This window comes from Thiocapsa bogorovii, assembly GCF_021228795.1.
GTDB classification, from domain to species: Bacteria; Pseudomonadota; Gammaproteobacteria; order Chromatiales; family Chromatiaceae; genus Thiocapsa; species Thiocapsa bogorovii.
Genome location: NZ_CP089309.1, coordinates 5,369,125 through 5,384,784, shown reverse-complemented (window position 1 = coordinate 5,384,784; position 15,660 = coordinate 5,369,125). Strand labels below are relative to the sequence as shown.

General features: G+C 60.0%; 10 protein-coding genes and 1 pseudogene. 7 read left to right on the top strand and 4 right to left on the bottom strand.

Going from position 1 to position 15,660, the window contains the following annotated elements; genetic code table 11:
• Window positions 1-102 precede the first annotated feature (102 nt).
• From LT988_RS23920 to LT988_RS23895, 6 genes and pseudogenes are all read left to right on the top strand, one after another.
• Window positions 103-2,487, top strand: a complete 2,385-nt coding sequence (locus LT988_RS23920; protein ID WP_232408012.1) for a tetratricopeptide repeat protein — start codon at window positions 103-105, stop codon at window positions 2,485-2,487.
• A gap of 389 nt (window positions 2,488-2,876) precedes the next feature.
• Window positions 2,877-4,508 (top strand): glycosyltransferase family 4 protein, encoded by a 1,632-nt coding sequence (locus LT988_RS23915; RefSeq protein WP_232408011.1) that lies wholly within the window; start codon window positions 2,877-2,879, stop codon window positions 4,506-4,508.
• A 694-nt stretch (window positions 4,509-5,202) separates the two neighbouring features.
• Entirely contained in the window at window positions 5,203-5,991 is a 789-nt protein-coding gene (locus tag LT988_RS23910; RefSeq protein WP_232408010.1) for a VPLPA-CTERM sorting domain-containing protein, read from the top strand.
• Window positions 5,992-6,493: 502 nt separating this feature from the next.
• A complete protein-coding gene (locus LT988_RS23905; protein WP_232408009.1) occupies window positions 6,494-8,293 on the top strand; it encodes a Wzz/FepE/Etk N-terminal domain-containing protein in 1,800 nt (599 codons plus the stop codon).
• Between the two features lie 10 nt (window positions 8,294-8,303).
• A pseudogene (locus LT988_RS23900) lies at window positions 8,304-8,844 on the top strand (GDP-mannose 4,6-dehydratase); the annotation flags it as partial.
• Window positions 8,845-8,908: 64 nt separating this feature from the next.
• Window positions 8,909-9,757 carry a WecB/TagA/CpsF family glycosyltransferase gene (locus tag LT988_RS23895; RefSeq protein ID WP_232408008.1) on the top strand — a complete coding sequence of 283 codons (849 nt, stop codon included), beginning with the start codon at window positions 8,909-8,911 and terminating at the stop codon, window positions 9,755-9,757.
• Window positions 9,758-10,364: 607 nt separating this feature from the next.
• On the opposite strand, the gene LT988_RS23890 is transcribed toward LT988_RS23895, so the two are convergent.
• The 3 genes from LT988_RS23890 to LT988_RS23880 form a co-directional block, all read right to left on the bottom strand.
• A complete protein-coding gene (locus LT988_RS23890; protein WP_232408007.1) occupies window positions 10,365-11,330 on the bottom strand; it encodes a glycosyltransferase family 2 protein in 966 nt (321 codons plus the stop codon).
• On the bottom strand, window positions 11,327-12,472 hold the full coding sequence (locus LT988_RS23885; RefSeq protein WP_232408006.1) for a glycosyltransferase family 4 protein: 1,146 nt from the start codon (window positions 12,470-12,472) through the stop codon (window positions 11,327-11,329). The genes LT988_RS23890 and LT988_RS23885 overlap by 4 nt, the downstream gene beginning before the upstream one ends.
• A 257-nt stretch (window positions 12,473-12,729) precedes the next feature.
• Window positions 12,730-13,857 carry a glycosyltransferase family 4 protein gene (locus LT988_RS23880; RefSeq protein ID WP_232408005.1) on the bottom strand — a complete coding sequence of 376 codons (1,128 nt, stop codon included), beginning with the start codon at window positions 13,855-13,857 and terminating at the stop codon, window positions 12,730-12,732.
• Between the two features lie 81 nt (window positions 13,858-13,938).
• Between LT988_RS23880 and LT988_RS25670 the strand changes: the two genes are divergently transcribed.
• Window positions 13,939-14,046, top strand: coding sequence for a transposase (locus LT988_RS25670; RefSeq protein ID WP_408648091.1), 108 nt, complete (start codon window positions 13,939-13,941; stop codon window positions 14,044-14,046).
• A 479-nt stretch (window positions 14,047-14,525) separates the two neighbouring features.
• Here the strand turns inward: LT988_RS25670 and LT988_RS23875 are convergent, their stop codons facing one another.
• A complete protein-coding gene (locus LT988_RS23875) occupies window positions 14,526-15,656 on the bottom strand; it encodes a class I SAM-dependent methyltransferase (protein WP_232408004.1) in 1,131 nt (376 codons plus the stop codon).
• Window positions 15,657-15,660 lie beyond the last annotated feature (4 nt).

Below are 15,660 nucleotides of genomic sequence, written 5' to 3'. Positions count from 1 at the left end.
CTCGATCGCAACGATCCAGCAACGCTGTGTACACGATGATTCAGGTCGCGCGGCCAGTGCACCGCGAACGCAAGGTATAATGATTCCGAAGGTAGAGATGCAATGAAACCAAGATCCTATGCGAAGCTTCTCCTTCTTCTCGGCAGCGTCGCCTTGACGGCGGGCTGCGGGCAGGAAGACCGGGCCCAAAGCTACCTGCAGCGTGGCCTGGACCTCTACGACGAGGGCGACCTGGTCAAGGCGCAGCTGGAGTTCCGCAACGTGCTCCAGGTTGACCCGAAAGACGCCGAAGCCTGGTTCATGCTCGCCAAAATCGCGGAGCAGCAGGAAGAGTGGCGCAACGCCTACTCGGCCTACTCCAAGACCGTCGAGCTGAGCCCGGAGAACCTGGAAGCCCGCGTCAAGCTGGGAACCTTGCTGCTCGCCAGCGAAGACATCGAAGGGGCCCTGGCGCAGGCCGATGCCGTGTTGACCGCGAAGCCCGGAGATGCCTCGGCGCTGGCCCTGCGCGGCTTCGTCCGTGTCCGCCAAGGCGACTTGGATGCGGCCCGGGTGGATGCCGAATCCGCGCTCGCGCAGGCCCCGCAAGACCGGGAGGCGCTCGCGCTCCTGGCTCAAATCCGTCTCGAGCGCAATGACCTGCCCGGCGCCAAACAGGCGCTCGAGACCGCGCTGGCCGCCCACCCGGATGACCTCCGCTTCATGCTGGCCATGGCCGGCATCAACGAGCAGATGGGCGATACCGCCGGCACACGCGCGGTCCTCGAGCGCTTGATCGAGCGCGAGCCCAAGGTCCTGGACCACCGCACCCGCCTGGCCCAATACCTGGCTGCACGCGGGGAGACCGCCGCGGCCGTGCAGACCCTGCGCGATGCCGTCGTCGCCCTGCCCGAGGATCGCCAGGCCAAGCTCCTGCTGGTCGAGCTGCAGGCCACCCAGCAGGGGGTCGAAGTGGCCGCCGAGACCCTGGCGACCTTCATCGCCGCAGCACCGGAGGATCAGGATCTGCGCTTCGCCCTCGGATCCCTGCGCATGCAGGCAGGCGACAGCGAGCAGGCTCAGACGCTCTTTCGAGAGGTCATCGCCGGTGGCGGTGAGAGCCCCGCCGCTCAGCAGGCGCGGGGCAAGCTCGCCGGGCTGCTCCTCGCGCAGGAGCGCCTCGACGAGGCCGAAGCACTCGCGAACGAGGTGCTCGCCAAGGATGCGCAGGACAGCGACGCCCTACTCGTCCGCGCCGCCATCGCCCTGCAGGCCGGCGACCCGGACACGGCAATCGGCGACCTGCGGACCCTGCTCAGGAACAACCCCGAGTCGATCGGCGGACTGCGCATCCTGGCCGAGGCCCATGCCGCCCGCGACGAGCTGTCCCTCGCCGAGGACGCGCTCAAGAAGTCCATCGAGCTGTCGCCGGACGATCCCGCCGGCTACCTGCAGCTTGCAGGACTCCGCCAACGTAGCGGCGATCTCGAAGGTGCCGGCGTCATCCTGGATGCCCTGCTGGCCCGCGACCCCAACAGCGACATCGCCCAGACCGCCTTGGCCCGCATCCAAGAGAGCCAGCCGGATACGGACGCCCTGGAGAAGACCGCCGATCAGGTGCTGGCCACGCGGCCGGATCACCCCTTGGGCCACTACCTCAAGGGGCTGGTGGCGCAGCGCCGCGGCGAGATCGAGGCCAGCGTCCCCCACTTCGAGACGGCGCTGGACAAGGAGCCCAAGGCCGCCGAGCCCTTGGTGGCCCTGACCCGGAGCTATCTGGCCCTGGAGCGCTACGATGAGGCCGAGGCACGTCTCCGCCGTGCACTGGAGGCGGACGCCGACAGCATCGTCGCGACCAACCTGTTGGGCGAGGTCTACATCGCCGCCGGCAATCCCGCGGCGGCACGCGAGCAGTATGCCCGGGCCATCGAGCAACGGCCGGGGGCACCCCTAGCCTACGAGCGACTCGCCAATCTCCAGCTCGCGGACGGCGACCCGGCCGCGGCCGTCGCGACACTCGAGGCCGGTATCGAGGCGACCAAGGCCAGCCCCTTGCTGGTCTTTACGTTGCCCATGATGCTCGAGCGGGCCGGCCGCTACGATCAAGCGATCGAGGCATACGAAAACCTGCTCGCCACCAACCCGACCGCGGACGCGGTGGCCAACAACTTGGCCGTCCTGCTCGCCGACCATCGTGCCGACGAGCCGGCCGATCTCAGCCGCGCCCTCGGACTGGCACAGCGCTTCGCGGGCTCCGAGCAATCCGCCTTCCTCGACACCCTGGGCTGGGTCTACTACCGCGTCGGCGAATACCAGCGCGCCGCAGAGATCTTGGAGAAGGTGCAGGCATCCGGCGAGACGACACCCGAGCGCCAATATCACCTCGGCATGACCTACCTCAAGCTCGGCCGAGTCGACGAAGCCAAGGCACTGCTCACCTCCGCCGTCGCCACCGAGCAACCCTACACCGGCCTAGACGATGCCAAGGCAGCTCTCGGAACACTCTAAGTAACCATTCAATAACAAGTGATCCATCTTAGCCCCTCGCCCCTCGCGGGAGAGGGGTTGGGGAGAGGGGGGAGAATGAACCGGAATGGCTAAGTTGTTTCTGAACCGTTACTAAGGCAACTATCGCAGGTAGGGGCGACTTCAGTCGCCCGACAAGAGTTGTGGCCATGCTCCAAGGTGATTTCGGTAAAGGAACGACCAGGATGGAGAGGCGACTAAAGTCGCCGCTACAGCTCCTACAGCTCCTACAGCCCCTACAGGGCTTTCAGCCATGCGCAGCGTAATGTCGGGTTACGCTGCGCTAACCCGACCTACGGCGAAACTTTCCGCTCAGGCGCCTAACGCCGATGCCGGAAAACCCTCGCCCGCCACGTCAGGGAAATAACATTGTGGAGCTTCGTGCCGCTTACGCCTTCGTCCTAGCCTTGTTCCTGGCGATGGCCCTGATCCCGTTCCTCGTTCGGGTCGCCGGCCCCTTGGGCCTCATGGACGCCCCCGATCCGCGCAAGGTCCACAAGGGGCAGATCCCGCGGATCGGCGGCGTGGCGATCGTGATCGGCTGTTTGGTCCCGGTGGCCATCTGGGCGCCGATCGAAGGCCCTTTCGCGGCCTTCCTCGGCGCCGCCGCGCTGCTGTTCCTGTTCGGTCTGCTCGACGACCGCTTCAACCTCGACTACCGGCTGAAGCTGCTCGGCCAACTGCTTGCCGCGTCCGTCGTCGTCCTCGCCGGCGGCGTTCTCGTCAAAGAGGTCCCCTTCATCCCCGGCGGCCTGTTGCCGATGCCCTTGGCCATTCCCTTCACCGTGCTGGTGTTGGTCGGCATCACCAACGCGGTCAACCTCTCGGACGGCCTCGACGGGCTTGCCGGCGGAATCAGCCTACTGGCGGGGTCCGCCTTGCTCCTCCTGCTGGTGGCCGACGGCGGTGCAGAGGGCTCTCTCCTGATTCTTCTGGCCGCCCTGGGCGGATCCCTTCTGGGCTTCCTGCGTTTCAACACCTTCCCTGCACGCCTCTTCATGGGCGATACCGGCAGTCAATTCCTGGGGTTCACGACCGGGGTGCTGGCCATTATGGTCACGCAGCGGGAGGATCTGGCCCTGAGCCGCGCCCTGCCCCTGCTCGTGCTGGGCTTGCCGATCCTGGATATGCTCACCGTCATGGTCCGGCGCATCGCCTCCGGACATTCCCCGTTCAAGGCGGACCGGACGCATCTGCATCACCGGCTGATCGACAGCGGCCTGACTCAGGCCGAGGCCGTCACTCTCGTCTACACCGCCCAGTTCATGATGGTCGTCCTGGCCTATCTTATGCGGCACAGCGCAGACAGCGCGATCCTGCTCGCCTATGCGATGTCCTGCGGACTCATCCTGGCCGCGATCCGGACGCTCGAGAACTACCACGAGCGTCTGAAACGCCGGGACGAGCATCGGACCCCGTTCGTCAGGTTCAGCGCCTGGGCACGGCGTCGCCGTTTCGTGACGCGTTCACCGATTCGGATCCTGAGCCTGACGGTTCCCTTGTGTCTCGTCATCGGTGCCCTGTCCGTGCAATCCGTCGAACCGGACATCGGCGTCTTGGCTGGAGCGCTCTTCGTCGTGTCGTTGGCCGTCCTGGCGATACGCACGAAGAGTGCCTTTTTCCTCGAGCGGATCAGCGCCTTCACCGCGGCGGTTATCGTCGTCTACCTGGTAGCGCATTCGCCGCACCTGATCGATATCTGCGAACCCTGTCTGCTGGTCTTCTTCGGCGGGGTTGCGCTGCTCGGGGGCCTCTGGACACGTCTGTCGAGCTCCGGATTTCGCGTGAGCACGCTCGATGTCCTGATCTTGCTTGCGGCCCTGACGGCACCGATGCTCAGAGGTCTCGGTCTTGGAGAGATCGGCCTCCAGGTGCTCGCCGCCATCGTGCTCTTCTATGCCATCGAGATCCTGATTCAGGAGCGCGAAGGCCCTTGGGATCCACTGCGTTTCGCCGTCCCGGCGACCCTCGCTATCCTCGTCGTCAAGAGCCTGGTCGCCTAACCCGGAGACGACCGAAGCCCTCGTAAGGCCGAGAGGACGCATCGGAGCGACACAACCTCCGACCCCGCGCCCGAGGTTGAGGCCGCGAGGCAGACGCCGAATGGGCCCACGAGGCCGATTGACCCGAAGCCCCGTCATTGAAGCGAAGGCGATCCGACGGATCCCGTTGTCACAACGACCCTCGTCGATCTCGGGACACATCCCCGCCACAAAGAAGGCCCCGTCCGACTCCTCGCACTCGGTCATCATCTGATCCTGCCGACGCGGAGTCGAGTTTCTTGACACCCGCGCGAGCACGGCAGATCCGGGATAAGCTATTGGACTTGCGGGAGTAAAGCCCCACGGACGCTCATGGTCGCCGGGTTGAAAGCCGGATTCACCGTCAGGTTTTTTTACAGCTCCCCAGAGTGGCGAAAATACCTATCCATATGACTTAAAATAAGTTTTCGCTGCGGCAGCAAAACCAACCCGTCCAGAGCGTCAATCTGTGGAATCTCAGAGACCAAGACTGATCTCCGGACGGGACTCCAGCGCGTCCTAAATCATTGAATAAAAAAGTAATGATGAGGTCGGCACGGGAGATGCTTAAAGAGAGCTGACGGTATCTACTGTCGGCTGTCCCGAGTCTTCGCAGCGCGATGCGGCCGGTCCAGTCCTCGATCAACGAAGCGACGCACAACCAGGGAGTCAAACGATGAAATCCATGATGAGACTGAGCGCGGTTGGATCCGTGCTTGCACTTGCCGGCGCATTGGCATTCAGCGGGCAGGCAGCGGCCGATACGGTGACTGCAACCTACGGTGGCATGACACAGACCCGTGGTGTCGGCTACTCCGTGGTTCTTCCGCCCACTGGTTCCCCACAGACAACAAAAACCGGCAATACGACGACCGGCATCTTTAACTTCTCGGCGGCCGAGGGACCGATCTTAACGTATGGGACCGACCAGTTTGTCACCTTCTGCATCGATCTGGATGACACCGCTCAAACAGGGAGTCGGACTTGGGACGTGGTTGGCCTCGCGAATGCACCCGATTCAACGGCAGGTCCGATGGGTGACGTTAAGGCGGCTAGCCTGGCGAAGTTGCTTGGTGCCGCGATCACCAGTGGCGTGCTGAACGACGCTCGCAACCTCACGGACGTGCAGAAGCAGGCGCTGCAGCTCGCGATCTGGGAAGTGGTGCATGAGGGCCAAACGAACGCCAGTGGTGAATTTGTCTACGACATCACCGGCGGGAGCATGAAGATCACCTCGGGGCTCACCACCGGCGTCCTTAACCAAGCGACCGCCTACCTCAACGCGATGAGTACTGCGACCGCTATGGGCGGCCTGGTCGCGCTGACAAGCACGGCAAATCAAGACTTCATCGGCCAAGTCCCGATCCCCGCCGCCGCTTGGCTATTCGGCTCCGCACTGCTCGGCATCGCCGCCCTTGGACGCCGGAATCGCAAGCAGACCGAAGAGAGCGAAACCCTCGCATAAGAGGACTGTGCTCGGCCGCATCCGCCCGAAACATCGGGCCGATGCTGCACAGATAGGAACGCCGCGGGCCATCTGACCCGCGGCTTTTTTGCGCCCGTAGCCCCGCGTCCGCCGACCCAGCTCGGTCTGCACTTGAGCATCCCGCCATCTCAGGCACGAAGACGACGACCTTTACGGCTCAGGCCCCGGACCGTTCGTGATGGATGTCCCGGAACGACGCGCGGGACCGCCCGCTGTTATGGGTTTGTGCTATCATCCGCTGCAACTTCATGAGCGCCTCGGCGTCCGGTCACGGGCCAGCGGTTGCGGTTGCCGTCGGCGTCGGCACGAACCGATCCCGACCGATGCGACCTTGTTCGTCGTCGAGCAAAGCGCTTTTCTGCATTTGCGAGTCCCCGGCCCACCGGGCTTGACTCGATAAAGCGACGCTTCCCGAAACAACGACCGGGCGCGCCCGCAACAGTGATACGCGATCAAGCACACGGAGGCGATAGATCCGGCGGTGGACTACGAGCAAGAATACGCGCCGAACCTGGCCGATTATCTGGCGATCCTCAAGCGCCGCAAGTGGCAACTGGTCCTGCCCATTGTCATCTTGCTGCCGCTCGCAGTTCTGGTGGCGATCACCCTCCCCCCGGTCTATCGCGCGACGGCCACCATCCTGATCGAGCAGCAGGAAATCCCCGCCGACCTGATCCGCACGACCGTGACCAGCTTTGCCGATCAGCGCATCCAGGTGATTCGGCAGCGGGTGATGACGACCAGCAACCTCAGCGGGATCATCGAGCGCTACAACCTCTACCCGAGCATCCGCGAGAAACAGGGCCTCAACGCCGCGGTTGCGGAGATGCGCGAGCAGGTCCATCTCGACATGATCAGTGCCGATGTCGTGGATCCGCGCAGCGGACGCGCCCAGACGGCGACCATCGCCTTCACCCTCGCCTTCGAAGACCCGTCGCCCGTCCTCACGCAGCGGGTCACGAACGAGCTCGTCTCGCTCTTCATGAACGAGAACCTGCGCCAACGTGAGGCAGCCGTCGAGGAGGCCACGACCTTCCTGCGCGAAGAGGCCACCCGGCTGGCCGACCAGATCGCGGCCCTCGAGGCCGCGCTATCCGAGTTCAAGCAGCAGCACAGCGACAACTTGCCGGAACTCTTGTCCATCAACCGCGAGCTCTTGGCCCGCACCGAGCAGCAGCTCAGAGACAACACGCTGGCGCTGCGCACCCTGACCGAGCAGAAGCTCTACCTGGAGACCACGCTGGCGCAACAGGATCCGCAGCTCATGCTCGGCGTTGCCGGGGCTGGCTGGTCAGCCGACAGCCCGCAGGCCCGTTTGCAACTGCTCGAGACTCAGTACCTCGGCCTCGCGACCCGTTATTCGCCCGAGCACCCGGATCGCCAGCGGATCGAGCGCGAGCTGGCGGCACTGCGCCAAGAGGTCGGCGCCTCCGCCAAAGCGGATCTGTCGCAGCGACGGGTCGATCTCGCCGGCTCCCTCGCGGCGGCACGCGGACGCTATTCCTCAGATCACCCGGACGTACAACGTCTCGAGCGAGAGCTGGCGGACGTCGACAAGCGCATCGCCTCCCCCGGCACCGGCGCCGCCCAACCGTCCACCCAGAGCGCCCAGAATCCGGCCTACGTGCAGCTTCAGAGCCGGCTCGATGCACTCGGGATCGAGATGCAGGGTCTCGAGCAGACACAAACGGACCTCGAAGAGCGCATCGAGATCTACCAACAGCGCCTGATGGAGTCCCCGAACGTCGAGCGTGAGTACAACAACCTCACCCGTGGCTACGAGAACGCCGTGGCCAAATATCGCGAGGTCAAGGACAAACAGCTCGAAGCCGAGCTCGCCCAAGCGCTTGAGCGCGAGCGCAAGGCCGAACGCTTTACCCTGATCGAGCCGCCGGTAGTCCCGGACGAACCCATCAAACCCAATCGTCCGGCCATCATGATGCTTGGCGTCGTCGCATCCATCGGTGCCGGCGTCGGGCACTTGGCCCTCCGCGAGATCCTCGACAAGGGCATCAGGAGCCTACGGGTGATTCAGAGCATCTCCGGCATGCCGCCGCTCGCGGTCGTCCCCTACATTCAAACGCCCGCGGATCGGCGTCGCCGTGTCCGCCGCACCGCCATCCTCGCCGGTGCAGCCGGCCTAACCCTGGCGGTCGGCTTGATGACGATCCATTTCTTCTATCGGCCCCTGGATCTCCTGTGGTTTACGCTGCTGAGGCGACTTGAGCCCCTGATGCCGTCGGCGAGCACCCTCGGCTCCCTTATCTCATCGAACGTATGAACATATCTGCGGCGAGACCTTCGTCATCGGCAAGATTACGGGCGCGCTCGCCCGCATCAAGCTTGGCCTGCAGGACCGCCTTTACCTCGGCAACCTCGATGCCAAGCGCGACTTGGGCCGCGCCCGCGACTACGAGTGGCTCACATGCTGGAGCAGGACCAGCCGTAGGACTACATCATCGCCACCGGCCAGCCGCGCTCGGTGCGCGACTTCGTCCAACAGGCCGCCCGCAAGATCTGCATCGAGATGGGTTGGGGAGGCACGGCGTTGACGAGAACGGATACGCGATTGCCCCCTCCGTGCCGGGGGTGGCGTGGGGTGTGGTCGGAGAAGAGCGCTGCAACGTCGCGGTCGACCCGCGCTATTTCCGCCCCACCGACGTCGAAACTCTTCTGGGCGACGCCACCGGAGCCCGTCAACAGCTCGGCTGGGAGCCGGAGATTTGCTTTTTGCAATTGGTCACCGAAACAATGCGCGAAGACATCAAGGCGGAGCGGGCCGTCCTTTGCCGGCGTGAAGGGTACTCAGTTCCGTCCCATAATGAACCCTGAATCGAGCAGGGGAGACCAGCCCTTGATCGAACCCCGCCGCCGAGCGGCTTCATAGGAGGTGCGCATGACGGATAACGAACAAGGAATCCACCCGAGCCAACCGAGCCCTCCGCCTTCGAACGCCCTGCCACGGCACGACCACACAGCATGCCTGCTCGGCTACCACGTGAGCACGCGTGGACTGCATGGAGATGTCTCTCTCGCGCTTGGGATGAGCCGCTCTAGCGCTTCGACAGACGTCGTCGACTGCATCAACCCCCATTCGATTGTCGTCGCGAAACAGGACCAGGAATTCCGCGCGGCGCTCCGCCGCGCTAGCATCCTGCTACCCGATGGAGCCGGCATCATACTGGGCGCCAAGCTCCTCGGGCTGCCCATCCGCGAACGCGTCGCGGGGACCGAGTTCTTTCTTGGCCTGTCCCATCTTGCGCAACAGGCTGGCGGAATCCGCTATTTCTTTCTGGGCTCGACCCAAACCGTGCTTAACGCCATCGAGAACAAGCTGGGCAAAGATTTCCCAGCTATTCAGGTTTGCGGAACACTATCTCCACCTTTTAGGGGAAGTTTCTCCATCTCAGAAAACCGAGCAATGGTCCAGACGGTTAACGATGCCGCACCGCACGTCCTCTGGGTCGGGATGACCGCGCCCAAACAGGAAAAGTGGATCGAGGCGAATCGTAGCCTGCTCAGGCTCCCCCTCGTCTGCGCGGTGGGTGCAGTTTTCGACTTCTACAGCGGCACGAAAAGGCGCGCCCCTACCTGGGCACGCAATCTCGGTCTGGAGTGGCTACCCCGTCTATTGCGCGAGCCGCAGCGACTTTGGAGGAGAAACCTGCTTTCCAGTCCCATCTACCTTAAAGACATCGCCGTCGACGCGATATCTAGGTTCCGTATCGGGAAACGTAGAGACTGATTCGCCCGTTGATCGTCAAGGTCGACTGTATACCTAAGCAATACAGGTTCTCCGTTTCTCTTTACCGCAGATCTGAAACTCTTCAGTAAGAAACTTCGGCAGTTGCGTTACGAGTATCCACACCTAAGAGGGCGCAGGCGACGCAGCTCATCAAAACGTTTGACGCAGAAACCCTTCAGACACTGCTGGACCTGCCTGATATCGCCACTGCCAGCGATGTGCGCGGTGAGCGCAGGACGCTCAAGATCCAAGTCCACGCACCCTCAATGGGACGGAGAGTCAACGTTGCGGCAAGCAAGCAGACCATGACTACGGGGCCTTGGTCAAGAGATCGCGCTCCGTCGGCGACAATCCCCCGGCAAAGCCGGGGCCTTTCAGTCACGAGCCGCTCAAAGCGGCAAGGGGTCTCTAACGCGGCCCCACGGTTCTCGGGCCGCCAAAAGGCGGCAAATCAGCACCACAGGTGGTATCAAGAACCTGACGGCATTCAACTTCTACACCCTGACAAGCGAGTTGGAGCAGCATCGCTATCGACTCGACGCCCACTTCCGCGAGCATCCGCAATCCAACGCTAGGAATCGGCGTATACAAGACATGAAACCTTAGGTTAATACCCCTCTATCTTCCAGCCTAGCAAGAAGCCTATCTTGCCAGCCTGGCTTGCCCACCCACGGAGTAAAAACATAACTGCACCCCTGGGATTTCTGTACTCATTTAATGCTTCCAGTAGAATTTTAAGCGAAGAAAAGCCAGCACTGAGGACGAGATAAGACCCACCAATCGTCATGCCGTGCGCCGCACGTATCTTCTTTGCGTGAGCCCATCCGCCTCGGTAACCTCTGGACATATGCCACGAGAGTTCCATGCGTTCCTTTCCTTGGATCTCATAAACCACAGCATCATCACACCAATAGAACGTCCGCCCCTGCTGGGTGAGCCAGTGAAAAAGCTCTGAGTCTTCACCGCCCGTCCTCCCGTAAGCCGCATCAAACGGGCCAGGGCGTGATTTGAGCACATGTTTATAGATGAGCGCATTGCCGGTTTTGCATGCCTCGGGAGTCTTGCCAAGGCATGCCCCAGTTTTCATTCTGCGCCTGCTGAAAACCCGTGACTCTTTCAACCAGTCAGGGTAGCCGTCTGGAAAACTCGCCAAAACCGGACCGAATACACCGTCCGCATCCAATCTTTTCAGAGCGTCATACATAAGCTGAAGCCACATCTCTGACGGAGACTCGTCGTCATCAATGAATGCTACGATGTCCCCAGAACTCTTTGTAATGCCTGCGTTGCGCGCCAGAGAGATATTCTGTTCCGGAACGATCTGATATTCCAGACGAACCTCAGCGGACGCTGATTCTTCCATTGCCTTTTCAACAATTCCTCTTCCGGAAGCGAACTCATCATTGTCCACCACAACAATCTCGAACGTGAGTACGGTGACCTGCTTCAGTAACTGAAGCAGACATTTTTCCAAAGTGGCGGGTCGCCTGTATGTGAGGAGCACCACCGAAACATCTGGGCCCGAAACCTTCCTTTGGTTATAGCGAGAATTTTGTAAGGAAAGCGTCGTCATTCTTTGGCAACCTGCTCCAGTACAGCCTTCCACCTTCTCTGCCACGTGTGTACATTAAAAGCCGAAACTGCTGTTTCATAGGCACGCTTAGCGATTTGGTACCTGAACTCGGAATCTGCTATTAATGTTTCAAATCCGGCTATCAATGATCGAGTGTCAGGTAGAACCAAAACCCCATTGTATCCGTCAATAATCATATTCGATATTCCTCCAACCGGCGTTGCGATAACAGCACAGCCCGCACCCATAGCCTCCGCCACCGCAAAAGACGTGCCTTCCGAAGCTACCGATGGTATTACCGCAATGTCATGCTGCAAGTGTACTGAAACGGCCTCGTGGGGTTGATACTTGATAAACGAAACTCTGCGGTCTCCCGCGAACCGTGCACGCAAACGCTCTTCTTCTCCGCCTTCCCCCGCGAATGTAAAGGTGAGATTGGGATTCCGAGCGAGAATATCCTGCGCGGCTTCCGCCATCAACGTCGTCCCTCGATATGGCATGAACCTGCGTGCAAAAAGAATGCGGAGAGCACTATTCGGTGGTTTCTGCCGCTCGGCTATTTGCCCGGGGTTGGCGACGTGCGTGGCATTCGGGATCACCCAGACGTTACCCCTCAACTCCTCTGCACTGTAGGTTCGATACCAGTTTAAAAAATTGTAATCAACACAGACACGTGAGCGGCAGTTCTCGAAGTATCTTTTTGCGCGCGCCAACTTTTGCAGTTTCTTGAATACAGCCCCTGGGCCGTTCTTTAGAAGCCTTGATCCGGTGAAGTACTTAGACGGCAAATCCCACGACACTCCATGCTGGATAGCGATAGCCTTGGGGTCGCCAGTGCGAACACTGCAATGGTCTGCGCCGAAGATAAATATAGTTTCCTTGCCGCGCATTTGCGCAGTTGCTTCGTTAAACAGTTTATTCTTCTGGCTCTCTATTGAAGAGTTGCCAGCGGGCACTCCGACAACGTCTAGGCCCTCAACCCTTCTCCGAAATGGCGCATTTGAAGACTGAAAAAGCACAGGCTTATAACCGATCTCGTTGCACAAGCGGGCAAGATTGAGTAAATATGATTCTATGCCTCCAATTAGCTGCTCATTGCCGTCGCGGTCTAGGAGCTGGTAGTAGGTAATGGCTACTTGCATGGTCAATATCTCCTGCCAACACATTGAATGAACAATGGTGCTAACAAACTGGGGTCGCGTCACTTCATTCGACTTTGAAACGCGTGCGGCATTTAGATAATATAATGAGCAGCACCTTGCTTTTCAGCTACGCCAACTGCGGAATTGGTGGGCGGACTAGGAAGGGAGCAGCAACGATTGGAAGATACCCTGGCCGCTGCGTGCGAAGCATGGCGATAAGGGTGAGGCATGGCGACTTGGGTCAGGAGACTAATGGCTCAGGAGGACGGAGGACCCAAAGCGTTTTCGATTCCCTCCGCAAATCTTCCCACCATGTTCTCTAACGTGTACTCCGCTGCACTCACAGCACAACCCGCCTGCAAGACGCTCAATCCCCGCGGCTCGCGGAGGAGTCGCTTGACGACATCCACGTAGTGCCGAAGATCGTTTCCCGCCATTATCGCATTTCGACCATTTTCCAGATACGCGATCTCCGGGCTATGGCCTTTCCAATCGGTTGTAACCATGGGCACGCCACACACAAAGGAATCGATAATCCCGAGGCCAACCAATCCCGGATTGAGCATAACGTCGGCCAAGGATAGATACCCCGCTTTCTCTCTGCCAAACCGCGCACCCGCCCAATGAGCCCAAGGCCGTGCACGACACCATTCCTGCACCCTGTTCCGTTCCGGTCCGTCCCCCAGTATAAGGAGTTGGAACCCGTCAACCTCGCGATGAAGCGCGTCTACTGCTTCAAATAGAAACTCCAAGCGCTTGTTTTTGTGCAACGAGCCGACGAACACCCCAACCGGACCCTCGCCGAACTGCAGAGACTGACGCAGGGCAAGGAGTTCTTCAGCGCTTATCGACAGCCTTTGCCGGATTAACTCCGAGGTGTCCACTGCATTGTTGAGAACTGTGATACGATGGCCTAAGAAGCCCGCCGCAGTCACTAGTTTAGCGCTCAGCTGGGTATAGCAGAACCACCAGTCCACCTGATTAGTGGTCCAGCGTTTATACCGCTCTTTCAATCCTCTCGGGTTCGCGCTTTGCAAGTTGGCACCGTGACCCCAAAAAGCAAGCCGGAATTTTCGCGGGCTAATGACCATTAAGTGATTTGCCAAGAGCGCATTCTCTTGCGCCACTATTACCAGGTCTGCGTCTTCTAGGTGAGAAAAGAACGGTTGCCAGCATATTCTGTTACCCGCAAAATAATATGTTGGTATTTGAGTCGACCATTCCAGCTTAACGGAATCGTGCCTTTCTTCTTCTAACGGCGTCCCACGCCCGACTAATAACTCTAATCGAGTCCTGCGCGAGCCAAGCTCGTTGCGTAACAGTTCGAACAGCGGCGCGCGGTAATGTGTAAGGCGGCGCTGCACAATAACGACTTTCTTGTTCATAAAGCCATTTCTTACCTTCGGAACTCTTGAGCGTGTACCGTCATCTATCCCCTAGAATATTCCTAAAGCACGCGGCGAGGTATATCTTCGACGACCTGGGAACAGGCATGTTGGCCGAACGGCTCTTTCTGCCCGGCCTGTGGGAAACAGCGTCACTCGTCGGTCCTCCGCGGTGAGCAGAAGCTTTAGCAATGTTTGGCGTGCCGCAAGCAGCCGTGACCTCGCCGATACCGGGGATTGAGGCCACGCGCCTGCGGTTGTGGCTGTGGTCTCCGGGGATCTAATACCGGACACGTGCCCATCGCAGGCGTGGCCTGGAAGGACGCACCTTATCACCAACGAAAACCAACGACACTCACCTCACTCATGGCCCGCATAACGCGCAGTTTCTATTCCAACTTCCGATCTTGGCAGGTGCAGGGCCAGCCTGCGACGATACTCGATCCGGCCCACAGATCCGCCTGATGCGCGATCGTCGCGCGGTTCTAGACGGCGAAATAACACCTTCGCGGGCAAGCCGCGCGCCGGGCGGATGAGCCTTTGTGCACCGACCCTACGCGACTAACTTGACCGCGCGTCCAATGCGCTCTCTATATCGCCTCCGTGGCAGATGGACAACCGCCCCTTCGCCACTGCGCCGATACGCTCGTGTCGACGGCAGCCTGGGACTACCGGCCTTCACGCGCGCCCTCAATGGCCGGCTGTGGTGGTGCTTTTAGTACTAAGAGCAAACCACGCGGCCTAAAGATGTTCCCAAGCCTTCCGAAAGTGCTGGTGAAGGTATCATCTAATTTATGGATGAAACCGTGAAGTCCGCGCGAGCGCAATACCGCCGCGCGAAAAAGCTTAAACAGAACCACATAGACAAGACCGGAAAACTGGCGCTCATAAAGCGTCTCAAAACCAAGTGCCTGAACATGTGCATGGAGCCGTTGGACGTCAACCGAGTCATCATGGGCACTGCGTGATTCCCTGCTCAGAGAGAGAAATGGCGGCAAGAAATGGCCGTTAATCGGATCACTTAGTAAGACTACCCCTCTCTTAAGCAGTGCCCCCACGATGGGCAGACCATCTTCCTTGGCTTGCATATGATGCAGAGTACCCAAGGCGATGACGGCGTCGGCCAGTCGGTGGCGCAACGGCGGTTTGTCGGCCGTCCCCAGTATGTAAATGGCATGCTTGTGCGTGTTACAGTGTCGGTTAAGCACAAGACCCGGAAGGGAGATATCGAGACCGATATAAATGTCCTCCTCCCTCATCACCGGCGCAACGAACCTGCGGAAGTCCTGACCTTCACCACAGCCCAGATCCAGAACCACCGCCGGACGCTCTCTCGGTGCATGCTGAAGTGAATCCACAAGGAGCTGAAACATCGGCTGCCGTTGCCAGAAACGATCATTCCAGTTCTTTTCCGTCCTACTGGCGTGCTGCTGCTCATATTCGTTGCTCCAATGCTCCTCATCTTCCCATACGTACGCGGAGCCGTGTAAGCCGTCCAACATACCGAGGGTCGCTTTGCAAGCATCATGCTCACGGGCTGTAGATACCTGTTCGGCCAGTCTTTTGATTAACGGACCCTCTAAATTCTTATTCCTCGACGCTGTATCCAATAGTATTAGTACCCCCGAAACAGTTGCAAAGACCAGATTACAGGCAGGGCATAGAAATCCGGTATCTCGACTGGTTTCGAGCGTCTCCAGATTGCCACCACAATCTGGGCACCGAGTGTAAGCCAAAGCATCTTCCATATTGATCAACATATTCATAGTAGTCATACTAGCCCAGATAGATGTAAACATCCGC

Bases quoted from the DNA above. Each gene is read 5' to 3' on its own strand.
- LT988_RS23875 (WP_232408004.1), bottom strand. From the start codon at position 15,656: ATGTTTACATCTATCTGGGCTAGTATGACTACTATGAATATGTTGATC.
- LT988_RS23885 (WP_232408006.1), bottom strand. From the start codon at position 12,472: ATGCAAGTAGCCATTACCTACTACCAGCTCCTAGACCGCGACGGCAAT.
- LT988_RS23890 (WP_232408007.1), bottom strand. From the start codon at position 11,330: ATGACGACGCTTTCCTTACAAAATTCTCGCTATAACCAAAGGAAGGTT.
- LT988_RS23910 (WP_232408010.1), top strand. From the start codon at position 5,203: ATGAAATCCATGATGAGACTGAGCGCGGTTGGATCCGTGCTTGCACTT.
- LT988_RS23895 (WP_232408008.1), top strand. From the start codon at position 8,909: ATGACGGATAACGAACAAGGAATCCACCCGAGCCAACCGAGCCCTCCG.
- LT988_RS23880 (WP_232408005.1), bottom strand. From the start codon at position 13,857: ATGAACAAGAAAGTCGTTATTGTGCAGCGCCGCCTTACACATTACCGC.
- LT988_RS23920 (WP_232408012.1), top strand. From the start codon at position 103: ATGAAACCAAGATCCTATGCGAAGCTTCTCCTTCTTCTCGGCAGCGTC.